Raw genomic sequence first — 26,367 nt, forward strand, 5'->3', positions numbered from 1 at the left:
ACGACTCGCGCCGTCTTTGGTCAGATCCCACCGATCCTTCTTCTCGTTATGGATAAGCATGAATTTCGGCAGCTTGGCCATTTCCTCCTCCAGAAGCGCTCCATCTCTCTGGTTTGAATATTGCGCTTTTATGCCTACCATTGATGGGTCGAAAATGCGAAACCCCGAACTTGTCCTTCGGTTTAGACTCATGCTATTTTCACCCACTAATGGTAGGTCAAAAGAACGAAAAGATAAACCAATTGCATCGCCTGCTCCCCGAGGGGCTGGTGGTTGACACCGCTTGGCTGGAAAAGCACGGCTACCGTCGGCAGTGGCGCGAAAAGTACGTGGCGCAGGGCTGGCTCGAAGGTGTCGTTCGTGGCGTCTATCAGCGACCGACCGGCAACGTTGATCAGGCGATAGCGTGGCAGCGCGTGATCATCTCGCTCCAGCGACTTCTGGACAAATCCGTGCACGTCGGTGGCCGCAGTGCCCTCGAGCTACAAGGCCTGACGCACTACCTCCGCTTTTCGGGCAAGCCAGAAGTCCATCTGTATGCCTATGGCAGCTTGCCTGGCTGGGTCGAGCGAATACCGACCGACGCTCAGTTTGTCGAACACAAGGCAGACAAGCTCTTCGATGCCGACGCACCTGGAAGGACGCGCCTGGCATGGGGACACTGGGGGTGGGAGCTTGATGTCTCCGCGCCGGAGCGAGCATTTTGCGAGCTTCTCGACCTGCTCCCGTCCCGGGAGACCTTCCATCAAGCGGACGTCCTAATGGAGTCGGTTCGCACTCTAAGCCCGAAGCGAGTTCAGGCCGTGCTGGAAGCGTGCCGTAGCGTGAAGGTGAAGCGGCTGTTCCTCTGGTTCGCCGAGCGGCACGCCCATCCATGGTTCGGCCGGCTCGATCTCAAACGTATCGACCTCGGTCGTGGCAAGCGCCAGATCGAGGTGGGTGGTCGGCTGGACAGCAAGTATCAGATCACTGTGCCGGAGACACTCGATGCCGGCGTCTGAAGCCTATCGCGCGCAAGTCGGCCTCCTTGTTCGAGTTCTTCCGCTCGTTGCAGAGGAGAACGTTTTTGCATTGAAGGGTGGCACGGCCATCAATCTTTTCGTTAGAGACCTTCCACGTCTGTCGGTCGATATCGATCTGACCTATCTGCCGGTCGAAGATCGCGCGACTTCTCTCGCCAATATCGATGCCGCCATACGACGGATTGCTGCCCGAATAGCCGAGAATGTACCGCACAGCCGCACCCAGGTCGTGCCGCTGCACAGCGAAGGCACTGCAACAAAGGTGCTGGTTACCTCCGACGGTGTGCAGATCAAGATCGAGGTGACGCCTGTCATTCGTGGCTGCGTCTACTCTCCTGAAACACGGGCGGTTTGCGACCGGGTCGAAGAGCTCTTCGGCTATGCCGAGGTGCCCGTTGTGTCCTTCCCGGACCTCTACGCTGGCAAGATCGTCGCCGCTTTGGATCGGCAGCATCCGCGAGATTTGTTCGATGTCAGGGATCTGCTCGCGAATGAGGGAATATCCGATGAGCTGCGGCGTGCCTTCATTGTCTACATCCTGAGCCACAACAGGCCGATGGGCGAGGTCTTGGCGCCGACGCGCAAGGACTTGCGCCACGAATTTGACGCGGGGTTTGCCGGCATGACGGAAGAGCCCGTGACCCTGGAGGCGCTGTACGATGCTCGTGAAGCTCTAATCGTCGAGGTCGTTGGCAAGATGCCCGCCGAGCACCGGCGCTTTCTTCTCTCCTTCAAAGCCAGCGAGCCAGAGTGGGACTTGCTAGGCGTGCCTGGAGCCGCTGACTTGCCGGCGGTGCGCTGGAAGGTCGACAACTTGGCCAAACTTTCGGAGGGCCGACGCGAAAAGCTGTTGTCTGATCTCAGGCGGGTGCTCGCGACATGAGACACGAGGGACGCGTGGGGAGCGCCGAAGTGAAAAGGAACAAAACGACGATCTGCAGGCTATGCTCCGCAGTAGTTGGCTCTCAGGCTGCAGCGCTGACGATGTGGATTGCCAGAACGTCGGCGCTTCAAAACACAGCCGAGCTGAGAGGCTAGACCATGGTCCGTCTCTTCGTCGGCGTTACGGACAAGGCTTGGTTCGATCAGTTGAGCGCCTCTGTTCCACATGACGAAGTCAATTTCTGGCAACCCAGCGGGACGACGCAGTTTCGCGCGCTTCAGCCCGGCGAGCTGTTCCTCTTCAAGCTGCATTCGCCAAACAACTTCATCGTTGGAGGCGGCATCTTCGGTCACGCGTCAATCGCGCCACTGTCTCTGGCCTGGGAAGCCTTTGGCCTTAAGAACGGCGTTTCCAGTCGCTCTGAAATGCGGGCGCGAATTGCGAGCTATCGCCGCGATCCGATTGCCCTGGACGATCGACAGGATCCCGTCATCGGTTGTCGGATACTGACCCAGCCGTTCTTTTGGCCGAAAGAGCTCTGGCTGCCTGTTCCGGAGAGCTGGTCGCCAAACATCGTGACCGGTAAGGGATTCAACGCGGAGGAAGGGGAGGGACAATATCTATGGTCCGCAGTCACAGATCGATTGAACTCGGTTCCTGAGATTCGCAATACAGAGCCGGTGATGGTTGAGCGCTTCGGTAATCCGACGCTGATCAAGCCGAGATTAGGGCAGGGCGCGTTTCGCCTGACGATCACCGATAACTATGAACGCCGTTGCGCTGTCTCGGGTGAAAAGACCCTGCCGATTTTGGATGCCGCCCACATCCGTGCTTTCGAGGCTGGTGGAGAGCACGCAGCTTCGAACGGTTTGCTCCTTCGCACTGACATCCATCGGCTTTTCGACCTCGGATATGTGACTGTCTCACCGGATGGCCGGTTCGAGGTCAGTGGCCGTCTGAAAGCTGATTTTGATAACGGTCGGCACTACTATGATCTTCAGGGAACGCCCATTCGCCCTCCCAAGAACCGACATGCTGCGCCGTCAGCCGACGCGCTGTCGTGGCATCGAGAGCACCGGTATCTGGGATGAACGCCTCTCTCATAACCGGCCTTTTGCTGCCGACTGGACGATGCCATGAGTGAGGCTCCGATAGATACGCGCATTCGATTGGCAGCGGTCGAGCACATCAAACGTGCGAGCGCCGGTGGGGTGATCACAGCAGACGATTTACGGGCGGGATTCCTTATAGACGGGCAGCGAGTTCCGCTGATCAACCCCCAGCGAGGAATATTCAAGCCGGCGTCCATGAAGTATTTGCTCAGTGTGCGGACCGTCTATCCGCGAACTGGCGCGCGTGTCTGGTATGACGACCAACGTACGGTTCATGCACAAATTGAGCGTGGCGATGAACTCATTGACTATGCATTCATGGGTACGGACGCAGGTGCCGCTGACAATCGGTGGCTGCGCGAAGCACGAGATGGTCAAATTCCCATCCTCTACTTCCTTGGTGTGGCGCCTCAGCGCTACACATTCATCTGGCCAACTTATGTCGCCGAATGGTCAGCAACGGATTTGAAGGTACGCCTTGCCTTCGGCGCTCCAGCCACAACGAATAAGGATTGGTCCATTCCAGATGCACCGGAGCGACGATACGGTTTGCGGCTGGTCCGGCAGCGTCTTCATCAAGCCACGTTCCGTGAGGCAATTTTAAGCGCGTACGGCAATAAGTGTGCGATTACAGGATTGCCGGAAGCGCGACTGCTCGACGCTGCCCACATCATGCCAGACAAAGACGAAGAACTCGGACAACCGATCGTCCAAAACGGCCTTCCGCTCTCGAAAATTCATCATGCGGCGTTTGATGCCAATTTGATTGGCATCGATGCAGATTACCGGATCCATGTGAGCGACGCTCTGCTTTCGATAAACGATGGCCCCATGTTCGAGTATGGGCTTAAAGCTATGGCAGGGCAGCTTATCAAGCTGCCGACCCGTGGTCAGGACTATCCCGACAGAGGCCGTCTCGAAGAAAGGTTTTCGCAGTTTCGAGATCGATAGGTTGAATGTTGAGCACAGCTTAGTGTTGTCAGCTATTGGTTTCTCTCGAAAAAAATTGCTTCCGTGGTCGTGAAGTAGAGATTTGGGCAAGCTTCACCATGCTATAAAAGTGCGGTGCCTTATTATAACAAATTCTGGCTGAAACATATTGGGCGGGGCGGTGGATATGAAGCTAGTGCGGTTGCGTATAAGCAACTTCAGATCGTTTGAAGCGGATTCAACAGAATTAGAACTTGACGATTTGACTTTCCTGCTCGGGCCAAACGGTGCTGGCAAGACTGCGGTTCTACAAGCATTGGCCAGACTGTTCAGTCTGGATCCGGCGCAACGCAAGGTCAGGAAATCCGATTTTCACGTTCCGCATGACGAGAAGCCCGATAAGTTGCCTGCCGAACGAGAGCTTTGGATCGAGGCTGATTTTGAGTTCCCCGAACTGTTAGGTAAAGGCGAAAAGGAAGCTCCTGCGGTTCCTGGAAATTTCGCCCACATGCAGCTAATGGGGATTGAGGGGCCGGCGCAGGTCCGATTCCGGCTGCATGCCAAGATCGACCAGGATGATGACATCGAAGAGACCTTCACCTTCGTCATGAAGGTGGACGGCGACGGGAAGCCCCTGGAGCAGAGCCGGGTCGCAAAGCACGATCGCAATGCCATTCAGGTGCATTACCTGCCCGCCCGTCGTGACCCTGCGGATCATATTTCCTACTCGGCCAATGCGCTGTTGGGTCGTGCGTTGCGTTCTGCGGATTGGGCAGGGGAGCGCGACAAGATATCCGATCTAACTGAGGAGATCAGCGCGACCCTCGCCGGGAACAGCGCGATCGAGGGAATGACAGACACGCTGTCGACCCAGTGGGGCAAGCTGCACAAGGGCGACTATTTCGTGGACCCGGCGATTTCATTCGACCGGAGCGAGGTTGAAAACCTTCTGCGCCACATGAGCGTAGGCTTCACACCAGGCCACGGCGAGCAATTGGTCGACTTCTCCCGGCTGAGCGACGGGCAGCAGTCGCTCCTCTATTTGTCGATTGTGCTGGGCATGCACCAGATCGGGGTCGAGGTACTCAGTGGCAAACTGGGGGATGCTTTTGATATCGACAAGCTGCGACCCGCAGTTTTCACACTGATCGCAGTAGAGGAGCCGGAGAACAGCCTTTCGCCGCACTATCTGGGCCGCGTCGTCCGAACACTCGAACAATTCGCTGGTGGGCAGGACGCTCAGGCGGTGCTCGCCACGCACTCTCCTTCATTGATGCGGCGGGTTCAGCCGGAATCCGTCCGATATATGCGGCTTGATGAAAAACGCACCACGGTTGTCAGATGCATCCAGTTGCCTGAGGACGAGGAGGCGCACAAATTCGTTCGCGAGGCGGTGCAAGCCTTTCCTGAACTCTATTTCTCGCGCTTCGTGGTTCTGGGCGAAGGTGACAGCGAGGAGGTTGTCCTGCCGAGGCTACTGGCTGCCGGAGGGATACTCGCCGACGATGCATCGATATCGGTCGTGCCCTTGGGCGGACGACACGTTAACCACTTTTGGCGACTTCTACATGGCCTAGGAATACCCCATGTCACGCTGCTGGACTTGGATCTCGCACGGTACCAAGGCGGGTGGGGGAGAATCAAATACGCGGCGAAGCAATTGCGGGCATATCGCGACGTGGAGAAGATTGGATTCGACGGCGCGCAGGTTAAATCAATCCCCGACTGGAATAGCGAGCAGGGACTGATGTTGGCCGACGATGGCTGGTTCGAACTCCTTGAAGAGCACAGTGTGTTCTTCTCTTCGCCGCTTGATCTCGATTTTCTTATGATGACTGCCTATCCCGGCGCGTATGGCGTGGAGGACGACGAGCTTGAGGCTCCGGACGAGGGTGCGCTCAAGGCCGTGCTCGGCAAGAAACGCGATACTGTCAAAGGTCAATACAAGGATGACCAACTCAAATTCTTTGACGCTTACAACACGCGATTTAAGCTCGGCAGCAAGCCTGCGTGGCATATTCAGGCGATGGCAAACCTGACGGACAAAGATCTAGCAGACGACTTGCCGGACGTTCTCAAGCGCCTGCTGGAGCGCATCCGCGAAGATCTGAAGGCGTTGCCCGAATGATGCGCGTTGACCGATGGACGCCGTCGGATAATCTCAAGCTCGAGCCGAATGCCCTTGTCGCGGCAACCGAAATTGATCGAAACTTGGCACTGACCGCAGGTCCGGGAGCTGGCAAGACAGAAACGCTTGCGCAGCGGGCGGACTTCCTCCTTCGCACGGGCAGCTGTCGATATCCCAAGCGAATTCTAGCGATCTCGTTTAAGGTGGACGCGAGCCAGAACCTCAAGGCAAGAGTTCGGAAGCGGTGCGGTCACGAGCTAGCAGCGCGGTTCGACAGCCATACGTTTCACGCCTTCGCCAAGCGGATCATTGACCGCTTCCGGCTGGCACTGACGGGAAAGGATGCTCTCGATCCAGACTATAGTATCGGGCCAGCGCGGGTCCAAAGGCAGTCGATCACGTTCCAAGACATGGTTCCGCTGGCGGTAACAATCATCGAGTCCAGTGATATTGCGAGGAACGCCATCCGACAGACCTATAGCCATGTCTTTCTCGATGAGTTCCAGGATTGCAACAAAGAGCAGTACGCACTGATCACAGCCTGCTTCCTAGACTCTGGCGCTAAGTTAGTTGCAGTCGGCGACACCAAGCAGAGGATCATGGGCTGGGCCGGAGCGCTGGAGGGTATCTTTGAGACCTATGCAGCAGATTTCGAAGCAGAACCGCTGAACCTCTATCAGAACTTTCGGTCAGCCCCCCGGCTTCGTCGTATGCAAAATGCGATGGTGCGCGTCATGGATCCTCCCGCTGCGCTCGACGATGCGGAGCTGCCGGGCGAAGATGGCGAGATCGAAATTCTTCACTTCAAGGATGCCACCGCGGAAGCCTCGTATCTTGCTGACGCGATCAGCGGCTGGATAGAGAAGGATGCCATCGAGCCCTCCGAAATCGCAGTGCTCGTCAGCAAGCAGCAGAACCTCTATTGCCAAGAACTGCGTGTTGCTCTGCGAGAGCTAAAGGTCCCATTCCGTGAGGAAGACCAGGCGCAGGATTTCGCCTCCGAGCCGGCCGTGAGGCTGCTAACTGACTTTCTCCTCGTGGTCAGCGGTGGCGCGCAACCGGAGGCGTTTCGGCGGTTGCTGGAAGCCGTCATTTACAGCGAAAGTCTCGATGATGAGCAGGAATACCGTGCTCGTTCTCGGTGGGACCGCTATGTTGGCGACGTTCGCCAGCAAATAGCGACAGGGCAGATCAATCCTGGCGACTACGATGCGCTGACAAAACTCGCCCAGGAGCTCATCGACATGATCGGTCGAGATGCTGTTGTGGCTTTTTCACCGGACTATGCGCAAGGCAACAGGCTAGATCAGTTGATCGAGGGCACGGTAGCCCGAATTTCCGATTTGCTTGACGATGGAAGTGACCTCTCCGCGGCGCTGACTGCCTTTTCGGCAGATCGCGCCGTCAGGATCATGTCGATCCACAAGAGCAAGGGCCTGGAATTCCACACCGTGATAGTGATGGGCATCGAGAAGGAGACCTTCTGGGGAAAGATCGAAGAGGAACGCGCCGCATATTTCGTCGGGATTTCGCGCGCCAAGCAAAGGCTCGTGCTCACTGCGTGCGATCGTCGCGACAAGCCAGAAGGGGCGTCACGGTGGACTTCAGAACGGACGGATCAGACGGAGTTTCTCGGCTATGCGGAAGCTTACGCCTAGTCCATCGCCGAAGCGCTGCTCCGCGATTCCGTCCCCGGCCGCACTTGATGAGGCGGTGGTTGGATAGAGGACAGGGGTGACGTGCGATAATGGATGAGGAATATCGATGGCTGCTGCCATTCTGAGGGAACAAGCGCGATCTGAACTTTTCCGGACCGTTGTTGTAGACGGTCCGCTCGCCCTGCGCATGGCTCGGCTAAAAGCCGCACGTGCGGGCGTGGTCGGCCTTCAGATCATGACCCTTCCGCAGTTGGCCGCTCGGTTGGCGGGAGGGTTCGTGCGCCCAGCTCAACGAGAAGAGTTAGAGCCCGTGCTCGCCGATGCGCTTGCCGAAGGCGGGTTCGCGGAGCTGACGCCACTACAGAGTCTGCCAGGGACAGTGCGTGCCCTGGTGCGGACCTTCGAGCGGCTGTGGTCCGCTGGGGTCGATTTGGCTTCGTTGAGCCCTGAGCCGCGGATTTCAGACCTCGCCCTCATCGACCGCAGGGTCAGGACGCGGCTCGGGCCTGGCGTCCTCACACCCCCCGACCTGGTGGCGGCTGCCAAAGCGCGGGTCCACCTTGCCGCCGATCTGCTCGGGCCCGTCGCTTTCGAACACATCGTCTGGGTCGCTCCGGTCTGGCGGAGTCTCGTTGCGGCCGTCGGTGGGGTGACGAGCATGATGAAGCTCCCCGCTGAAGAGGTGGGCGGCGCGCCGTCCGCCATAGCCGCCTGGGTCTGTGCCGATCCCCATTCGGAAGTGGTCGAGGCCTTGCGATGGGCGCGCGAACTGATCGCGACTGGCAGGGCCAAGCCCGAGGAGATCGCGATCGCCACCGCCGCCCCCGGTGCTTGGGACGAATCCATGCAGACTCTGGTGGCGAGCGCCGAGTTGCCTGTCCATTTCTCCCACGGAACGCCGATCCTTTCGACGGTCGATGGGCAGGCATGCGCGGCTCTGGCCGAGCTCTTGGGACAAGGGCTCTCGCAGGAGCGAGTGCGGCGCTGGCTGGCCCATAGCGCGGGGCGCTGTGCAGCCTTGGCGGCACTTCCCGAGCATCCGCTGGCTGGAATCCAGGCCCAAGTCCATCTTAACGACTTGGTCCATTGGCGGCGCGCGCTCGACTTGGCTCAGGGACAGCGGACCGATGGTGCGCGGCCGGCGCTCTCGCTCCTGCCGGCTCTGGAACTGACGAGCAGAGGATGGGCGGCAGCTGAAGAGGCGGGACAAAGACTATTGCCGGCCTCCGCAGCGCGGGTCTGGAGCGTGGCCCTGCGCGCCGGGCCGGCGGAAGCGCTCGCCTTCTCGCTGGCGGCATTGCGGATCCCTGACGGCGCCGAACCGGGCAATAGTGTCGTCTGGTGCCCGGCCGCGCATCTGGCGGGCGCCCCACGACGCTTCGTGCGGCTGATCGGTCTCACTGCCGGAGGTTGGCCCCGAGGCGTTTCCTCCGATCCGCTCCTGCCTGACCACATCCTCTCACTGGACGACGATCAAGCGCCGACGCGGCCACAGCTCGATCGGCGGTCGTTCGCCTCGATCGTGCGCCACGCCGAGAATCTTTCCCTCTCCTATAGTCGGCGCAATGGCCGCGGAGGGTTGCAGACGCCCAGTCCGCTGTTGCCCGCGAACCTGACACCGGTTCGGCTGGCCCGTCAGCGTGTTCCAGAGCATGCGTTCAGCGAGGCAGACCGGCTGGCCGCTCGGCCCGAGGAGGCCCGGCAGAGCCCGCGCATCGCCCGCGCCGTCGGATGCTGGCAGGCCCGCCGCTCGGCGGAAGCCAGTGCGCATGACGGTATCATTCAAGCCGACCATCCGGTGGTGATCCGCGCGTTGGACCAGCCGCAATCGGCGACCTCCTTGCGGCGGCTGCTGCGCGACCCGCAGGGATTCGTGTGGCGCTACGCCCTCGGCTGGCGGGAGGCCGTTGTCACCGACCAGGCGTTCGACCTGGACCCACGAGCCTTTGGCGACCTGGTTCACTCGTTGCTCCAGCGGACTGTGAATGTTCTCGAGCAAGGATCCGGCTTCGGCCGGGCGTCCGCGGACGAGGTCGAGGCCGCCCTAGACACGGCCCGCGACGCGGTCCTTGTCGAGTGGCCGCTCGAACGATCGGCGCCGCCGCCGCTGCTGTGGCGCTACACCCTCGATCACGCTTGGACGGTGGCGTTGCGAGCCCTACAGCTGGATCCGAGCTTCGAGGCGGGGACGCGCAGCTGGACAGAAGTGCGATTCGGTGACCCCGAGGGCGACGCGGCGGACCCGAGGGCGCCATGGGATCCGCACGAGATCGTTCCGGTTCCTGGCACGCCGCTCACGATCCGCGGCGCCATTGATCGCCTCGAACTCGATACCGGCGACCGGCGAGCCCGGGTCACCGATTACAAGACCGGAGCGGTCCCCAAGACGCCCCAAGACCTGCGGCTCGGAGGCGGCGCCGAGCTGCAGCGTGTGTTGTACGCTGTCGCGGTGGCCCACCATCGGCCGGAGACCCGGATCCAGGCGCGACTGGTCTTCTTGGCGGAGGAGACCCCGCAGCCTTACCCGCTTCGGGGCGAAGATCTGGACCAAGCCCTTGCTGCCGCTACTCAGCATCTCAACGCGGGCGTAGCCCTCGCCCGGGCGGGGACCAGTTTGCCAGGTCCGACCGATCCCTGGGAGGAGTGGAACGAGCTGCGTATCGCCCTGCCGGCGATCGGTGAGCCTTTCATCAGGATCAAGGACGCGGCCTTCCGTCGCGCATTCGGCGACTTCGCCGCAGTCTGGCGGGCGCGATGACGGAGCTTCGAGACGCCGCTGCTCGGGTGCGGGCCTTGTCGGACTTCGGCTCGACCCTGCTGGTGGAGGCGGCCGCCGGTACGGGCAAGACCTCGCTGCTAGCCGGGCGGATAGCGCTACTGCTGGCGAGCGGCGTGTCGCCGCCGTCCATTGCCGCCATCACCTTCACGCGGCTCGCGGCCGACGAACTCGCAGGTCGGGTGCGCGAGACCATCGACGAGCTCTTGGCGAAGAGGGTCCCGCGTCCGCTGCAGGCGGTTCTCCCGGGAGGGCTCACCGACGACCAGCGTAGGGCGCTGGAAGCGGCGTCCGCGGGACTCGACGGCCTGACGACCACCACCATCCACGGTTTTTGCCAGGAAATTCTGCGTCGCTACGCCGTCGAGGCCGATGTCGACCCCGGCGCGGACGTCTTGGACAGGGACGGGGAAGACCTGGCATTCGGACAGGTGTTTGAGGCCTGGCTCGGCCGTCGGCTTGGCGACGGCCGGCGGGCGGAAGATCCAATCGCAATCCTGGCGCAGCGAGATCCGCGCAAGTCCACAAAAACCTTGCGGCAGATGGCCGATTTCCGTCGCAAACACCGTGACGCGACGGCGCCCTTGCTTGACCTGACTGATCGGCCGGACTCCGTGTTCAGCAGCGCCGTGGACGCGTTCAGACGGGCCGTGGCCGCTGGGCCGCCTGACAATCGCAACACTGTTGTTTTGGAGAATCTGGAGGCGCTGGACCTTCACTTTCGGGACGGCTTCGCCGTCACTCCGGACTTCGCCCGTCTGTGGCGACTTGCCCATCCGCCGCAGCTGAGCTGTATGGCTAAGGACTCATTCGACCTCCAGCGCCCGCGACACCTTGGGGCGCCGGGGCCAAATGCTGCAGCCGAGCATCTCCAGCTGGTAACGGCCTATGAGGAGACCGAAGCTGCCTATCGGCAGTTGATGGGCGGCATCGGCAGCGGCGTTTTCGCCACCCTGTTCCCGGAGTTGGACGAGGTGCTGGCCGACTATGAGGCCTACAAGCGACGGGCAGCGCTCCTCGATTTCGACGATCTTCTAATTCGCACCCGGCGCCTGTTGCGCACCCATGAACCGGTTCGGCAGCATTTGGCGGCGTGCTATTGCTACCTGCTCGTGGATGAATTCCAGGATACCGATCCAGGGCAGTGCGACATCATTTTCCGGATTGCGGCGGCCGAGCCGGCGGAGGAATGGACAGAACTCACGCCCCGCGCGGGCGCTCTCTTTCTGGTTGGCGACCCCAAGCAGGCAATCTTCCAGTTCCGCGGCGCTCACATCGCCAACTACGAGCTCGCGAAGGCGCTGATCGTGCGCACGTGGCCCGACAACGTCCTCCAGATAAGCGCGAATTTCCGCTCACGTGAGGGCGTGCTGACTTATGTCAACGGCGCTTTTCGCGCAGCCCTCAACGCGGCGTCGCAGCCGGGTTATGTCGAGCTGGAGGCCACCCGCAGAGACGATCCTGCGCGGCCGAGCGCTGCTCGTCTGACGATCGGCGCGCCTCCTGCTTCCAAACGCGAAGTTCTGCAGATCGAGGAGGCTGATGCCGTTGCGGCAGTCTGCGCGAAGTTGGTGGGCGCGCGGCTCCTGCGGGATGCCGAGGGCCGCATTCGGCCGGTGGCGGCGCGCGATATCGCTTTGCTTGCGCCGACCAGCAACAGCCTCTGGCTGTTCGAGCGCGCGCTGCGCCGTGTCGGACTTCCCATCACCTCGCAAGCGGGCAAGGGACTCTATCGCCGCCAAGAGACCCAGGATATCATAACGCTGCTGCGGGTGCTGGCCGACGCCAAGGACACTGTCGCGTTCGGCGCCTTGATGCGAGGCCCGCTGGTCGGCTTCACCGATCAGACCTTGCTCGACATTACGGCAGCTCTGCCTGAGCGGAACGGGCGGCCCGGTGTCTTCACGGTGGCCACCCCGCTCGACGACATCGCCGATACGGAAGCGCGTGCGGTGGTAGCTGAGCTGGTGGCGCTTCGCCGTCGCGCGCGGTTCACCAGTCCCGCCCAGCTCCTCGGTGAGGCGATCGAGCGTCTGGGCGTGCGCGTCGTGCTTTCCCTACGCGACGATCCGCGCCACGCGGCGGCGGCCACCGCCAATATCGACGTGATCCTGGAGCGTGCGGCCCGCTACGGGGTCCGCGGGCTCCGCCGGTTAGCCGCGGACCTGCACGCAGACTGGCGGGACAACCGCGAGGCGTCCGAGGGTTGGGGCGAGGTCGATGGCGACGCAATTTCGATCGTTACTATGCATAGTGCCAAGGGGCTCGAGTGGCCGGTTGTGATCCCCATCAACGGGGTCGTGCAGCTGCGCTCGCCTGAGCGGTTCGTCCGCCATCCAGATCTTGGTACGCTCCACTGGCTGGTCGGGGACATCTCTGCTCCGGAGCTCGCCGAGACGGTCCGGCAGGACACTGCAAGCCAGCAGCGTGAAAGGGTGCGACTCTGGTACGTGGCGTGCACGCGCGCCCGGGATTTCTTGATCTTGCCGCATCACCCGGACGCGAATGCGCGGTCTTGGGGACGAGTACTCGATCTCGGCGCTGCCGGTCTGCCGGAGATCGATCTGGGCGCGTTTGCAGGAAACCCACCGGCCCCCGACGCAACGCCCGCTAACAGCCAGGACGCTGCGACCTTCGCAGATGAGGCCGAACGCATCGCCGCGGCGAGTCCGCCCATCACCTGGCTGCGGCCCAGCGACCATGATGCCGATCGAGCCCAGAGGGTGGAGATGGTGTCGGACTCCCTCGATGAGGAGGCCGAGGCATGGATCGCCACCGGCGGGCGCCTGAGGGGCCTCGTGCTGCACAAGCTGATGGAGGAAATCCTGGAAGAGGGGTTGGCCGAAGAGACCAGCGCGCTGACCGGGCGAGCGCGGGAGCTGAGCGCGCAGATCCTCGCTCCGGGCGAGACCGACGAGAGCCTCGCGGATATCTCCGAGCTCGCTCAGACCGTACTTCGCACGCTCGCATTGCCCGATGTCGCGGCCTTGCGGCCGCGGCTGCGCGCGGAGCTGCCGATCTACGCTCTCATCGGAGCAGCCGGCGAGGCCCAGCCGATGGCCGGCAGGGTGGACGCAGCGACACGCGCGGAGAACGGCGCGTTTGAGGCGGTCGTCGATTGGAAGAGCGACATCGCGCCGGGGCCGCAGCAACTGGCCGATCATGTGGACCAGCTGCGGCTATACCTGGAGGCGACTGGCGCTCCGCGTGGTGCCTTGGTGTATATGAGCCTCGGAAGGGTCAGGTGGGTCGAGTCCTCGACTTGATGGCTTCCTAGAGTGTCACGCCACCGCCTAGCTTACGAAGTTCGTGCAAGGGGAAAGGGCGAGCGGTGTCGGCGTCGTATTGTGCATGCGCGCCACGCAAGCGGTGGACCAAAGTCGCCAAAGTCAGAGGATCATCCCCCTCCTGGTGGAAGGCAATGCAGATCTCGTCCATTTGCGAACTGACCCGGCCTAAATTCTCCTTTGGCGGGCGGACGCCCTCTTCCAACTCGGTGTGCCTGGAGACGCGGGCGGCGAAATGCTGAGCATTGGAGACCGTAATCGGCTTCTGCTTCAGAGCGTAGTAGGTGCGCTTCGCCGCGCCCCAGCTGAAGAGACCGCTCGGCCAGCTGTTGTTCGTATCGTGGTGATAGTAGGGCTGCCGCTTAGGATCGGGGCTCGTGCGAACCATCCGCAGATTAGGCAGGTCGTTCGGCGTGAGCGTTCTATTGGCGATCGTCAGCTGGTCGAAGACCAACCTTCCGTTCGCCAGCGCCGAAAACTTGTGCGTCAGGGTTTCACCCTCGCAAATCACTAGAGCGGGGCCGACTCGATTGATATCCTCCATTGCCATGGTGAAGAAGGTCTCGAACTTGGCGAGGTTCTCTTCCTGACGGCCTCGACCGAACTTGCCATAGTCGCCCTTCAGAATCCGCAGAACGGCGACCGCATAGGGCGCCCATTGTGGCGTCCCGGCTTCGTCCGGAATTGCACACTCCAGGTGTCCCTCCTTAGTGCGGGCGGCAAGCGGGAAGGCGTGACCCTTGCGCTGCTGGCCTGCCACGAAGTCTGCATTTCTTTGGATGACCGTCAGAGCGGCCGGCTGCAAGTCCTGCGGCAGGTCCTCCACGGGCAGAACGCCCAGCATGCGCAGGCAGTCGCTGAGGGCCGATCCATATTTGGCTTTCATCGTGTTTTCGGACAGCGCCTCGACGGAGGTCAGCACGATCTGAGGCAGAAGATTTGCATATGCGAGCACCCGTCGGGCAAGCTGAAACGGATCGCCCATGCGTCCCTTCAATGCCTCGGGCATTTCCAAAATGGCCCAGCCGATTCCAGTCGTTCCGGCGCGGGCCGCGGCCACGTATGCCGCCATCGCCTTTTGCGCTTCGTCGAACGCCTGCGAGCGGTTCAACTCGCGAATGCTGCGCAGTTGGGCAGGGTTGAGGACTTTTGCCTCTTCTATCGTCGCCTCGTCCCACGAGATTTCCTCTGCCAAAACGCTGGCGTTGACTGAACGTAGTCGGACTGTGAGCCCGCAGCTCCACGATAGCACACCGGGCTCCTGTATCTCCGGCGGGCCGAGCTCATCGAGGAGGGCGCTGGCGAGCCGTTGGGGTGCGTCCTCCCGCCGCTGGAAAATGAAGAGATCGACCTCGGCGGTGGGCGCACCCGCCGCCTCTAGGGCCATGCGGACAGCGCGCCGGCGCGCGGCGAAGATCTCTCCGTCCGCCTTGCTGTTGAACGGTTTGTCGAGCGGCATCACGACTCGGGCGCGCGTCATCGGCTCAACCGCCGCAAAGCCCGCTTTGGAAAGGGCCTGGTTCAAAGACTCACCGATGTCGTGGCGGTCTGGCCAGGAGATACCGGTGCCGCCAGGCAGCCAGTCATCGCCATGTACGGTTCCGAGGCGCGGCAACACCCATAGGCCGTCCTCGTCGACTACGGGTTGGGCCAACTCATGCGGAGCGAGGGCGGCCCGGCCGGTGAGGCGACGGACCAGGTCAAAGACCTTCTGATCGTCCTTGTGCGGCCAATAGGCAACAGTTGGCCCGTATCCGCCTTCAGCGGGTGCCGGGCCGGCCTTGGCACGAAAGTCGAAGGACGTGTGGCGATAGGTGTCGCCAGAGGCGATCTCCATTGCGGGCATGAAGACGTCAAGCGCGCGATTCGGATCGTTGCGACCCGTCCATCGGCTCACCGAACCCCAATTGCGGATGGAAGGCCGCGCCAACAGGTGGAGTCGAGCACGTTCGGGATAAGTGGGCGTGTAGAGAGTGATGACTTCACTCCAAAGGCCTCGTTGGGTCTGGCGCGGCGGAAAGGCGACCAGCTCCACCCCTGTAAAGGCATCCGCTTGTGCGGCTTTGGCCACGAGCACGCGCTGCGTGCCACTTTTGAAGCGCAGGTCTTGTCCGGCTAATGCGTACAGGGCGTGCGCGGCGATTGCATCGAACATCAAACTGTCTGCCGGACTCGGACAGGCGCTTACCTGCTGCTGAAGCGCGCCATTAACCGACAGTCTGCTCCAGCTGGCGGCGTCCATAGCGGTCGCTGCGATCGCTGCGCGCGTGGGAGCAGGCTTGTCGGGATAGATCAGGGTCAGCCACAGGCCGATAGCCGCTTGGACCCGGAGACGCAGTCCCTCGTTGGCGGCGACATCGCCTACCAGAAAGAAGGAAAGAGGTTTGCTCTGGGTCTCGGGGTCCCAATGATGGCGCCGCATGAAAGCGATCTCAGGTACAAACCAGGCTAAGATTTCCGAAAGCCCATCGAGGCGTAAGGTCGACGGGGCGTCATCCGCGCGCTTGGACTTCTCCCGTGACCAGGCCTGAAGGGTCTCCTGCGCGTCCGGAGAGAGGCGGTAGCGTGTCAGGATCAGGGTGTCCTGAGCCGTGAAGCTGGCCTCCCAGACATTTAGATTGAGCGAATTCACGTTGCTAGCCATAGGCGAGACCCTTGGTCTTGGAGAGCGCATCGCGGAAGGGCTGGTAGAGCAATTTCGCGAGGGTTCTGGCGGTGAGATCGGATGATGCCATTGCGACGTCGAGCTGGCGAAGCGCTTGAACGAGGACGCTGCTGTCGGAGGAATCGGTGGCACCGTCGAAAGAAAGTGGCGCGAACTGGCGATCCACAAAACCGATGTGCACGGGACAGCCGTTGCGAATGCCGCGGCCGATGGTCTGCCAGAGTGGGGTCAGCATGTCCCAGGCGAACTGGGCTTTGTACTCAGTGGACAGGCTACTGTAGCCGCTGCGCGAATAGAGGCTGTAGCGAACGATGTTGGTCGCGGCGTAACGCATTCGGCGAGCGCGTTGGGACAACCGCTCGTCCGGCTGTTCCGGATTCTCGGCCATACCGCGGTCAAAGCGTTCCACGCCGTAGCGGTTCAGACGGCCGATCACTGCGGCAAGGTCGTCTGGCCGCGGATGGGGTCGGTGCAGAAAATAGACCGAAGCAATCGCCGCACGACTTTGGCTGTTGAGGATGTTGTGGCCACGGGCGACCACCTGCATCGGTGCGACCAAAATCGATTTTTCGGGTTCCTCGCCGAAGCGTTCGATCAAGGAGCGGGGGAGGGGCCGGGCACGCCGCAAGCGCTGATCGTCTGGCGCGTCGGCGTCATCGGCTTGGTCCCGGGTCAGGCCGAACACCCGCCAGTCGGCGAAGCCGTGAGTCTCGAGACTCTCTAGCAGGATGTCAGCGACGATCGCAGCATCGGCATAGGAATTGGTGACCAGGAGGGCTCGGCGACGCCCCCGCAAGTGCTCCTCGCCCCATTCACGAGCCATGCGCAGCCAGTTCTCCTCGATGAGGTTCAGGTTGTCGCGGCGCGTGGATAGGCGCACGGCTACGCCGCTCAAAGCCTTGCGACGGTCTGCTTCCCGCAGACCGGAAATCCGGACCTGCTTTCCCTCCTCGTTGCGTAGGCTCACCAGCTCAAACACCGACCGCCCGATCGCATCGAGTTCGGCCTGCGGCTGCAGCAGCACTCCTTGGGCTGGGATTTGCACGTCGAAGCTCGGCGAGGCGCAGTCCATGGGTTTGCCAGTGCGCGGATTGAACTGACGTTGGGAACCGCCGGCCCAGCTCGTGCCGCTAAGCATCAGTACATGGGGCCCCGCCTGTCCTTCGCTGGCAAGCAGGTCATGTAGGTGGGTGAGTAGGTGGCGGCCGACCCCCAGGTGGTTGATGAGGGTCAGCTTGCCACCCATCGTGTCGCGCCGGTCCTCACTAGGCTCGTCATAGAGCAGCCCGAACACCGCTCCGGCCGGGTTTGATGGCAGTAGGGTACGGTAATGGCGAATTAGGTTGTTGGCCTGGCTCAGCAGCTGAGCGTCGTCGATCCCGAGGTCTGTGGCCACCGCTGGCTGGGCCTTTACCAGCCAGTAGTAGTGGGACAGGACTAGGTCAGTGACAACAGCCAATACCAACGCGAGCGCATTGCCGCGAGGGCTCATGGCTGCCTTGTTGTCGGGGGCGGTGGCGTTGAAGGCCGCGAGTGGACCATCCAATAGATCCTGGACCCGTTCGGCCAGGTCCTCATAGTAGTCGCTGACCACCATGTCTCTGGCGATGCCCTGCAGGGCTTCGCTGGCTGACTGAAAGGTAGCGTCACGGAAAGCCTGGTGCGCCTCGTCGGCCTGTTCCTCAGTCTCATCCCGGCTGACGGCGGAGCCCTGCGAGTAACGCGAGATGCTCGCCGCGACCTTGATGACCTCCAGGAAGTCCTCTTCAAAGTCCGGATCGTCGAAGCTGCGACCGGGACGTGCGAGGCCCTTCACGTCCTGCCGCCGACGCCAGATCTCGTAGAGGATTCCACCGGCGGTGAAGGGGCTGTTACGATAGAAGTCGGCCACATAGGCCTGCTCGTTCTGGAGAAGAGCGTAGAGGGTCCCGATCAGGCGATAGAAAATGTGGAAGTTTGCTTGCCAACGGGCGTTCACTTGGCGACGGAACTGCACGCCACTGCGCTCGCGTAGCGCCTCGGACGACTTGGCGCCGATGGCCGGCGCGTAAACGTCGCGCTCGTCGCCCATGATCGGAGAGCGAGGGGCGAAGATGTCATCGAGGGTCTTCTGCACGGAATCGACTTCGTCGACGATCATCAGGTCAAGGGTGTGTTGGAACAGTTCCGGCAGGGTGAGGTGCCGCGCCGAGGTCCATTTGTCTGGCGTCATGTGAACGAAGGCCTGGGGCGTCAGGGCGATGACCTTGGCGGTGACGGCACTGCGCTGCTGTCCCTGAGCCGGGCATTGTGCCCAAAGGGGACACGACCGCTCGGCGCCGACATCGGCGTTGTCGTCGATCTCCGCGTCATCGGCGAGCTCGGCATCCCGGCGACGCTGATAGATGCGGTGGCAGGGCTTTTCCTTGAAGGTTGGGAAGGCAGGCCGCTGGCTCGATCCGCGGACGACGACCGGATCGCGCTGGAAGCCGTCGAGCGGACAAGCGACGCTGAAGTTCTCGGCGACGTCGCCGAGGGCCGCCACCGACCAGCCCGAGGACGACAGGCCCTGCTGCCAGTGAATGGAGTTCAGGTGGCGGTCGCGATTGTAGAAGCTTGAGAGCACAGTCGCGTCGACACCGTGCATCCGCAGTCGGGCGATAAGGGTCGCACCCTGGATGGTGTCGGTGACCAGGATGCCGATGCGTTTCCCTCCGCCGCCGAGGGTCAGGGCCATTACGACAAGCCACACCAGGGTGGATTTGCCGGAGGACAACATGCCGAGAACATGTACAGCGCCGTCTAGGGTCAGGGTCTCACCGTCAAAGAAACCGTCCTTAAGGCCTTCGAGCTTGAGTTTAGTGAGGCGGTCGCGCAGCCGAAGCGGCGGGAGTGTCGAGGGCCAGTCCGGCTGCGCTTCTCGCGCGTCGACCGTTTCGGCGGTGGCTTGCAGCTGCGCCAAGGTCAAGGTGATCGGCGGATTCAGGCGCCGGCGCGGCAGGGTGTGCTCGGTCGTGGTTGTCGCCTCCGGGTCGACCGGCGGGATCTGGTAGGCCAGCAGCGTCTCACCGCGGTTGGTACGTACCAGTGCCTCGCCCGCGCTGGCCGGCTGCAGGATACGGCTTACCCAAGGCGCCGGGGTCTCCAGATGTTCGGCAAGGACGGCGAGCACGCCATCGGGAGCGCTACGCCGCAGGGTCGGGATGCGACCATTGACGGCGTAGCAGCGCATCGTCTCGGGGGTGAGGCTGTGTAGCCGGCAGGCGTCTAGCCAGGCCGACGCTGACATGTAGCGGCTCGCCAAGTGCCGCAAGCTGGTCAGATCCCGCAGGAAGACTGAATCGGCACCGTCCGCCATAACCTTCGCATAGCCAAGCAACAGATAGGGAAGAGCCGATACGTCCTCGTCCGGACAATGACGGGCGAGGAAATGAAGGCAGAGCTCGGTGAGCCCCAGCGTGCGGTCCTCGGTCGCGGACAGGTTCCGTGCAGCAGGGTCGGCGCTTCGTAGCGCCTTGCGGTAGGCTGCCACGAAGGTGCGATCGGTTCTCATGGCGCTAACCCTTCGAGGAAGTCGGACACGGCGGCGAGCGAGACGGTAGGACGGCCGTTGGCCGCGCGCAGAGCCTCGAATCGAGCCTCAAAGCGAGGATCCGTCTCGATGATATAGTCGGGGATCACGAGGTAGCAGTGGTGGTCGGCCTCAAAAGTCTTGAAGCCATTGAAACGACTGGCAAGGCGCGCCGGCGAAATATAGTCCTTAACGTCGATGGCCAACCGTCGGCTGCCGTCCGGTGCGATTGCTATAAGGTCAACTCGATCTAGGGCTGGCCATAGGTTGGTCGTCCAACCGAGCGCGTCCAACCGGCGCTTGAGTTCAAGCTCCGTCAGGCCCGGAAGCGCCCAGAAGGTGCGGAAAGCGCGCTTCAAGTAGAGCATGCCAGGGCGGTACTTGAGCCTTCCATGTACGCCTTCGCGGGCCCTGCGGATTGCCTCAGGCTGGCGACACTCGGTGTGGAAGGCGCGCCCGTCACGCCGTAGAATCGTCCCGCTTATAGTGCAGGTCGGCAGCTCACCGTTAATCGCGAAGCTCTCGGGGATCCGGTCATAGAAAGCCTCGACGATTTCGTCCGATCGTTCGAGGGTGGCGAGCAACGGGTCCATGAGGATGGCTGTGGACCAGCTCGTCATGACCACATTCTCGATGACGGTCTTCCGCCAGGTCCGGTAGAGCTCCTCACCATCGACCCGGTCGCGGCAGAGGCCTACCAGCATCTCATAGCCCAGGTTCTCCTCGATCTCGGATTCAGGATCCCCCCCAGGCAGGGCCAAGGCACGGCACGCAGTGCTCGCCTCACCGGACTCCACCAACCGCACGGCAAGGTAGTCGCCGCCAACATCCCAGCTAATATCCGGAAGCCACCGGAAGAGAGGTTCCTGAGCTCGGCGCATCAGTCCGTGAAGATCAGTAGGCCAGACGTCACCTCCGTCCGCGAGGTTGCGGGCAGCGCCCAGGTCGAACACACGCCGGACGGACATCGGATACGGCGCCCTCAACCACCCTTCGGCGTCGATACAGGTCTGAATTTGGATGATGGCACTGGCGATCAGAGTGACCATTTCGCGAACGGCGTGGACGGGCGCCTGGGGACCTTCAAGCTGCGAGAGTTTGGCAAGTACATCCGGCGCCACGCCCGCTGGATCATCGAGATAGCGGTAAAGGGTCGCGCGGCCGATGCCGAGTTGCTCGGCAGCGGCCGTCTTCCAGCGGCGGCCATAGCCGAGCTTCTCCGAGAAGAGCGCCTGGGCGCGCTGGGGAAAGGGTGGTGTATCGACCAAAGAATCATCTCCGTGAGACAAATGGGATAGTAGCGTCTCAAGTGTCTCACATCAAGTGGGTGCGATTATTGGCTGGCGAGCGGAAGCTGTCCTGGCACCGTGATTATGACGGCGAGTTTGACCTTGGGTGATACGTCCTCAGAAGGATGTATGCGCCGTGCCTCTGGTGTCCGTTCGACTCGCACAAGTGACCAGCAAACGGGCATGACCCAGGTTATCGGCACAAATCGTCTTGAAACGCAGCTTGTCGCTGGCGAATTCTGAAAGTTCGCCGATGTAACGCGTTGGCTCGCGGCTGTTCCAAGCAGGAGTTCGCCCGAACGCGCGTGGCGACCTAGGAGAGGCGTGCGGCTGCCTTGCTAAGGAAGAGACGATTGGTCAGCCGCGCGATCGGCTTTCGACGAACCTCGGTCCGACAACCCGTACGCAATCAGAGCGGCTCGTACCGTCTTGCGAAGTCTTCATCTCTCGCATGCCCGCGTTTCTTCAGGCCGCCTGGAGGACCTCACTGAATGTTCAGATGCTGGTCGAGGTGCGAAAATGTCAGCCATCGGATAGGCGGGCCGGAAACGGCTACCCGGCAAATAGTCAACCGGCCAAGTTCAAGCCGCTCTACATTGAGGGTGATGGAAACAAACTTGGCGGTCGAGAGATAGAAGTGATGTTCTCGTTCCGGTCGCTTTCAATGTTTTCAGGAATTCCCAAAATGGTTTGTTTAGATTAAAAAAATTCTTATTGTCGGTAGTGAAAGCACTGCTTTGGGAACATGGACGAAAACTGGTAATTGATCATCCCACTCAGCTTGAGGCATGCCGCCAGTAACATGCTGAAAATACATCATTTCCGTGATCGTCCGGGATCGTACATGCGCCCCCCATGCACGAAGGGTGTCGAGCGGGATAGTTGTGCACCAGAATAATAGCTGAGGACGAAAGTTCCAGCGCACGGCGGACGATTTCACGGGGATAGACAGGCGTATGGTCGACAGTGCCGACCTGCTGCACCTCGTCGGCGATCAATCCGTTCTTCTTGTCGAGGAACAGGATACGGAATTGCTCACGGTCTTCGTAAGCCATGGCCGCCGTGCAATATTCGATGACCTTGCTCCAGGAACCAAGCACCTCCCGACCCTTTATCGTGCTTCTGCCCATGCGATGGGCGGCGGCGGCAACAATTTTAATGTCGGCGGCGATCGACGGGCCACAGCCGGGCACCTCCATCAGCAGTCGCTCCGGTGCCCCGAGCACCTCGGCAAAGGAGCCGAAGCGCGCAAGCAGCGCCTTGGCGAGCGGCTTGGTATCGGCGCGAGGGATGGTACGAAAGAGCAGGAGCTCTAGCAGCTCGTAATCAGCGAGCGCATCGCCGCCGCTTTCGCGAAAGCGTTGCCGCAGCCGCTCGCGATGGCCTGCATAATGGGGACGGGATGGCTTGATCGCAGTGACTGGTGAAACGGATTCGACGGCAGTTTCTTCAAACTTGCTCCGTGTGCTTTCCTCGAGAAAGCCACCTTCGCGATCCTTGTCGTCCGCCATTCCTTACCGCCCCCCCGAAAACGAATAGCTGGATTTACCCCGTCAAGATGCCTGCTTTGGGCCGAATATTCCAGCGGGCGAAAGCGTGAAAATCTCGCATCCGTCCTTCGTCACGCCCACCGTATGCTCATACTGGGCGGAAAGCGACCGGTCGCGTGTTACCGCCGTCCAGCCATCGGCAAGCACCTTCACATGCGGTTTGCCGAGATTGATCATCGGCTCGATCGTGAAGATCATGCCTTCTCGCATCTCTACGCCCTCGTTCGGAGAGCCGTAGTGGAGAATGTTCGGTGCGTCGTGGAAGAGCCGACCGACGCCGTGGCCGCAGAAATCGCGGACGACGGAGCAGCGCTCTGCCTCCGCATAAGTCTGGATAGCTGCGCCGATCGCTCCGGTGCGTGCACCGGGCCTGACTGCCGCGATGCCGCGCATCAGCGATTCATGCGTTACCTCGAGCAGGCGTTCCGCCGCACGCTTGATTTCGCCGACCGCATACATGCGGCTCGAATCCCCGTGCCAGCCATCGAGAAGATAGGTGACGTCGATATTGACGATATCGCCCTCGCGCAATGGCTTTTCATTGGGGATGCCGTGGCAGACCACATGATTGATCGAGGTGCAGACTGATTTGGTGAAGCCGCGATAGTTGAGCGTGGCGGGGATCGCGCCGTGATCAGCACCGAATTCGCGAACGAAGCGGTCGATCTCGTCGGTGGCCAGGCCCGGCCTGACAATCGATGCGAGCTCGTCGAGGCAGCGCGCCGTCAGATTGCATGCCTTGCGCATGCCCTCGAACGCCTCCTCATCGTAAAGGCGTATCTGGCCGGTGAATTTCAGAGGTGCGCTTGCCGCGTCGAGATAGGTGACCATTGCTTATCCGTTTACAATCTTTCGTCGATCGGCACCACGCAGTCTGCGGCAATGCCCTCCGGCGTTATGTGGCATCGTATCGCATATGCCTCAACCCCACGCTGTCGTGCCCGGTCGAATGCCCTGACATAGGTAGGATCGAGATCCTGGCAAAGGCGAAAGCTGCTGCAATCATTACGCTGTATGACGAACAGCATAACACCTCGATGGCCAGCTTCCACCATGTCGCCAAGTTCGTCCAGATGTTTTGCACCGCGCGCCGTCACCGTATCGGGAAATTCGGCAAGGCCGGGCTCGCGCATGAAATGCACGTTCTTCACCTCGACATAGGACATGGGGCGTGCATCATCGGAAAGCAGGATGTCGATGCGGGAGTTGCGACCATATCTCTGTTCGCGCTTGAGATCGGCATAGCCTGAGAGCGAGGGCAGCATGCCGGCAAGGATTGCCTCCTCGGCGATCCGGTTGGGAAGGCCCGTATTGATTCCGACAAGCGTCCCGTCCGCCTCAACGATCTGCAGCGCATGGGCATATTTGCGCTTCTGGCCGTCAGATACGCTGAGCCAGACGCGGGAGCCGGGCGCATTGAGGCCCAGCATCGAGCCGGTATTTGGTACCGACGCCGTTATGAAACGTCCGTCATCAAGGGTGACATCGGCGAGGAAGCGCTTGTAACGGCGTTCGAGCCGTCCGGAAACCATCGGGAGAATGAACTGCATGAGATGCAGTTAGTCGAGCGTGAGACGTTCTGCAACGGTTGCTGGCGCAAACCGGCATATCTTCATCGATTATTGAAGAGGAGAATTGAACCTGCGGAGCCTAAGGGCTTGAAACTGTTGGTACGCCCAAGGGGAATCGAACCCCTGTTTCCGCCGTGAAAGGGCGGCGTCCTAGACCGCTAGACGATGGGCGCCCCGCAGGTGAGGTGGCTTATAGAGAGGAAGTTTTTTTCCCGCAACAGCTAAAAGTGATTTTTCTGGAAAAAAATGCGGGTCGCCCCCGTCATGATGCGCCGGTGTGTAAATGGCCAATTTCCGCCGCTCTTTGGAGCCAGCTTGTGCGTGTTTGATGACAAGGAGATTTGAGAATGAAAATCATTGCGGTTGTAATTTCGCTGTTTCTGACAGCAAGCGCCACGCAAAACACTTGGGCGGGCTCCGGCGAGGCCGGTGGAAAGGGTGGTGCCGGCGGGCAAGGCATCGACAGCGGAGCCCGTGGCGCCGAGGGCCAGGACGGCCGCCCGGGATTGCCGGGATGTGACGGCGGAACAGATCCGTCCCCGGACGGGAAATTCTACATTCCGGGGACCGACCGGGAGTGCAATCCCAGCGATGATGACAGGAAAAAACTAACGGCCCAACCGGCGCCGAAAACGAAGCAATAGTCGCAAAAAGCCATGCCGCAGTGATGATCTGAGGATCGGCTGGCCTAATTCCTGCGCATGCAACGCCAGTTCCAGTCGCGCTCCGGGCCGATATCGACGTGGACGGAGTTCGTATGGCAATAGGTGCCGACGCCGCCACGCTTGGGCATGTTGCGGACGAAACGGGCAATTTCCCATTTGGAGACGCCATCGACCTGGATGTCGGCCGCGGCACACATCATGTGCAACGATCGTCTCGCCCCATTCACGGCGCGGTTATGCGAAGGGCTGCGATAGCCCGACGTAACCATGACGGGGCGTCCGAAGCGGCGTTCGATCGTCTTGAGCATGGCCACGAGCTGCGGCTTCAGGCAGGCCACGTCGACCGATTCGCGCTGCGTTTTCAGACCGTTCGGCGCCAATCGGGCGAGACCGCCGGCCGATGCCAGCTGGATTGGAAAGGCATCATCCTCTTCATGCGCATCGATATCGCTGTCGTCGTCGAGGCTGGCGCGCCGCTTGATTTCAATGCCGAAATTTTCCCGCACACCAGGCAAGGCATCGTTAAATTGACGTTTGGGCGTATCGCTCGCCTTCGATGCCAAAGACATCACGGCGGCTTTCTTCTCCACCGACTTGTTCAATATTTTCGCCGATTCGTTCTTTTTCGTACGGTCGGAGAAAAGGCGCATGATCGTGCCGCCCGATTGCGACGTCCGGCTGGGCGGCGTTGCAAAGGCGACCTGACGCGGCGAAGTTGCAAACGAAACAGCCTCGGTGCCCTTTGCCTCGGGCTTGGATGCCGTTGTCTGGGCGATTTCTTTCTGCTCGGCGTCTTGCGCGGCATTTGCCACGATTGGCGAGGGCGTCGGGTTCGGTTCGGTGGCAGGTGGTGTGGCGGCTGCGACGGCAGCGGTCTCAGCCGTGTCCGGCTTGACCTGTTCCGTTGACGCAGTTTCCTGGGCGCGGCTCTGTTCAGCCGGATTGTCAGGCTTGGCTTCCGCCATCGCCAATGTCGCGTCGCCGGCAGGCTTTTCGGAGGATTTGTCGGTGGTGGCGGATGCGGATTTTTCGGCGCTTTCCGCTGCACTCGCCATGGTATCGGCAAGGAGGGACGATTCCTCGCCCTGGGACTGCAGCTGTGGGGTTAGTCCCGGACCGGTGGACGTGCAGGAGGTGACGGCGAACGAAAGCATGGCGATCAGCCATGCGACAGAACGGCGTCTTCCGGTCCCCGCATGTTTCGTCAGTCCGCTCAATGCCATCCCCTGGGCTTTATTCCGGACTGGCACAGAACTGGGTCCGGATGGGTCGTTCTTAGGA

The 26,367-nt window shown here is 61.4% G+C and carries 15 protein-coding genes, 1 tRNA gene and 1 pseudogene; 9 read left to right on the plus strand and 8 right to left on the minus strand.

Going from position 1 to position 26,367, the window contains the following annotated elements:
- Positions 1-209: 209 nt before the first annotated feature.
- From ATN84_RS09200 to ATN84_RS09235, 8 genes are all read left to right on the plus strand, one after another.
- The gene (locus ATN84_RS09200; protein WP_068881375.1) at positions 210-1,001 is read left to right on the plus strand and encodes a type IV toxin-antitoxin system AbiEi family antitoxin; all 792 of its coding nucleotides are present in this window, start codon (positions 210-212) and stop codon (positions 999-1,001) included.
- Complete coding sequence (locus ATN84_RS09205) at positions 988-1,905, plus strand: nucleotidyl transferase AbiEii/AbiGii toxin family protein (RefSeq protein WP_068881376.1); 918 nt, start codon at positions 988-990, stop codon at positions 1,903-1,905. Before ATN84_RS09200 ends, ATN84_RS09205 begins: the two co-directional genes overlap by 14 nt.
- Positions 1,906-2,063: 158 nt before the next feature.
- Positions 2,064-2,996 carry an HNH endonuclease gene (locus ATN84_RS09210; RefSeq protein ID WP_068881377.1) on the plus strand — a complete coding sequence of 311 codons (933 nt, stop codon included), beginning with the start codon at positions 2,064-2,066 and terminating at the stop codon, positions 2,994-2,996.
- Positions 2,997-3,041: 45 nt separating this feature from the next.
- A complete protein-coding gene (locus tag ATN84_RS09215; RefSeq protein ID WP_068881378.1) occupies positions 3,042-3,968 on the plus strand; it encodes an HNH endonuclease in 927 nt (308 codons plus the stop codon).
- A 166-nt stretch (positions 3,969-4,134) separates the two neighbouring features.
- Positions 4,135-6,075 carry an ATP-dependent nuclease gene (locus tag ATN84_RS09220; protein WP_068881945.1) on the plus strand — a complete coding sequence of 647 codons (1,941 nt, stop codon included), beginning with the start codon at positions 4,135-4,137 and terminating at the stop codon, positions 6,073-6,075.
- The gene (locus ATN84_RS09225; RefSeq protein WP_068881379.1) at positions 6,072-7,733 is read left to right on the plus strand and encodes a UvrD-helicase domain-containing protein; all 1,662 of its coding nucleotides are present in this window, start codon (positions 6,072-6,074) and stop codon (positions 7,731-7,733) included. The genes ATN84_RS09220 and ATN84_RS09225 overlap by 4 nt, the downstream gene beginning before the upstream one ends.
- 106 nt (positions 7,734-7,839) lie before the next feature.
- Entirely contained in the window at positions 7,840-10,491 is a 2,652-nt protein-coding gene (locus tag ATN84_RS09230; RefSeq protein WP_082766202.1) for a PD-(D/E)XK nuclease family protein, read from the plus strand.
- Positions 10,488-13,775 (plus strand): UvrD-helicase domain-containing protein, encoded by a 3,288-nt coding sequence (locus ATN84_RS09235; RefSeq protein ID WP_068881380.1) that lies wholly within the window; start codon positions 10,488-10,490, stop codon positions 13,773-13,775. The genes ATN84_RS09230 and ATN84_RS09235 overlap by 4 nt, the downstream gene beginning before the upstream one ends.
- Before the next feature lie 7 nt (positions 13,776-13,782).
- On the opposite strand, the gene ATN84_RS09240 is transcribed toward ATN84_RS09235, so the two are convergent.
- The 7 genes and pseudogenes from ATN84_RS09240 to ATN84_RS09270 all read right to left on the minus strand — a co-directional run bounded on the left by ATN84_RS09240 (position 13,783) and on the right by ATN84_RS09270 (position 24,594).
- Positions 13,783-16,440, minus strand: coding sequence for an RNaseH domain-containing protein (locus ATN84_RS09240; RefSeq protein ID WP_068881381.1), 2,658 nt, complete (start codon positions 16,438-16,440; stop codon positions 13,783-13,785).
- Positions 16,433-19,993, minus strand: a complete 3,561-nt coding sequence (locus ATN84_RS09245) for a pPIWI_RE_Z domain-containing protein (RefSeq protein ID WP_161939566.1) — start codon at positions 19,991-19,993, stop codon at positions 16,433-16,435. Before ATN84_RS09245 ends, ATN84_RS09240 begins: the two co-directional genes overlap by 8 nt.
- Complete coding sequence (locus tag ATN84_RS09250) at positions 19,990-21,279, minus strand: pPIWI_RE_Y domain-containing protein (protein WP_201026350.1); 1,290 nt, start codon at positions 21,277-21,279, stop codon at positions 19,990-19,992. The genes ATN84_RS09245 and ATN84_RS09250 overlap by 4 nt, the downstream gene beginning before the upstream one ends.
- A gap of 881 nt (positions 21,280-22,160) precedes the next feature.
- A pseudogene (locus tag ATN84_RS09255) lies at positions 22,161-22,811 on the minus strand (JAB domain-containing protein); the annotation flags it as partial.
- Between the two features lie 42 nt (positions 22,812-22,853).
- Complete coding sequence (gene map / locus ATN84_RS09260) at positions 22,854-23,681, minus strand: type I methionyl aminopeptidase (protein ID WP_068881383.1); 828 nt, start codon at positions 23,679-23,681, stop codon at positions 22,854-22,856.
- Between the two features lie 11 nt (positions 23,682-23,692).
- Entirely contained in the window at positions 23,693-24,400 is a 708-nt protein-coding gene (gene sfsA / locus ATN84_RS09265; RefSeq protein WP_068881384.1) for a DNA/RNA nuclease SfsA, read from the minus strand.
- Between the two features lie 118 nt (positions 24,401-24,518).
- Positions 24,519-24,594, minus strand: a tRNA-Glu gene (locus tag ATN84_RS09270).
- Between the two features lie 174 nt (positions 24,595-24,768).
- Between ATN84_RS09270 and ATN84_RS09275 the strand changes: the two genes are divergently transcribed.
- Positions 24,769-25,065, plus strand: coding sequence for a hypothetical protein (locus tag ATN84_RS09275; RefSeq protein WP_068881385.1), 297 nt, complete (start codon positions 24,769-24,771; stop codon positions 25,063-25,065).
- Between the two features lie 44 nt (positions 25,066-25,109).
- Here ATN84_RS09275 and ATN84_RS09280 read toward each other — a convergent pair whose 3' ends face one another.
- Complete coding sequence (locus tag ATN84_RS09280; protein WP_244491052.1) at positions 25,110-26,303, minus strand: YcbK family protein; 1,194 nt, start codon at positions 26,301-26,303, stop codon at positions 25,110-25,112.
- Between the last annotated feature and the right edge of the window lie 64 nt (positions 26,304-26,367).

This window comes from Paramesorhizobium deserti, from assembly GCF_001558695.1.
In the GTDB taxonomy this organism is placed as follows: domain Bacteria; phylum Pseudomonadota; class Alphaproteobacteria; order Rhizobiales; family Rhizobiaceae; genus Paramesorhizobium; species Paramesorhizobium deserti.

Excerpts from the sequence above, each read along its gene's own strand:
- ATN84_RS09235 (WP_068881380.1), top strand. The coding sequence starts at position 10,488 with ATGACGGAGCTTCGAGACGCCGCTGCTCGGGTGCGGGCCTTGTCGGAC.
- ATN84_RS09220 (WP_068881945.1), top strand. The coding sequence starts at position 4,135 with ATGAAGCTAGTGCGGTTGCGTATAAGCAACTTCAGATCGTTTGAAGCG.
- ATN84_RS09225 (WP_068881379.1), top strand. The coding sequence starts at position 6,072 with ATGATGCGCGTTGACCGATGGACGCCGTCGGATAATCTCAAGCTCGAG.
- ATN84_RS09200 (WP_068881375.1), top strand. The coding sequence starts at position 210 with ATGGTAGGTCAAAAGAACGAAAAGATAAACCAATTGCATCGCCTGCTC.
- map (WP_068881383.1), bottom strand. The coding sequence starts at position 23,681 with ATGGTCACCTATCTCGACGCGGCAAGCGCACCTCTGAAATTCACCGGC.
- ATN84_RS09275 (WP_068881385.1), top strand. The coding sequence starts at position 24,769 with ATGAAAATCATTGCGGTTGTAATTTCGCTGTTTCTGACAGCAAGCGCC.
- ATN84_RS09205 (WP_068881376.1), top strand. The coding sequence starts at position 988 with ATGCCGGCGTCTGAAGCCTATCGCGCGCAAGTCGGCCTCCTTGTTCGA.
- ATN84_RS09230 (WP_082766202.1), top strand. The coding sequence starts at position 7,840 with ATGGCTGCTGCCATTCTGAGGGAACAAGCGCGATCTGAACTTTTCCGG.
- ATN84_RS09245 (WP_161939566.1), bottom strand. The coding sequence starts at position 19,993 with ATGAGAACCGATCGCACCTTCGTGGCAGCCTACCGCAAGGCGCTACGA.
- ATN84_RS09215 (WP_068881378.1), top strand. The coding sequence starts at position 3,042 with ATGAGTGAGGCTCCGATAGATACGCGCATTCGATTGGCAGCGGTCGAG.
- ATN84_RS09240 (WP_068881381.1), bottom strand. The coding sequence starts at position 16,440 with ATGGCTAGCAACGTGAATTCGCTCAATCTAAATGTCTGGGAGGCCAGC.
- ATN84_RS09210 (WP_068881377.1), top strand. The coding sequence starts at position 2,064 with ATGGTCCGTCTCTTCGTCGGCGTTACGGACAAGGCTTGGTTCGATCAG.
- sfsA (WP_068881384.1), bottom strand. The coding sequence starts at position 24,400 with ATGCAGTTCATTCTCCCGATGGTTTCCGGACGGCTCGAACGCCGTTAC.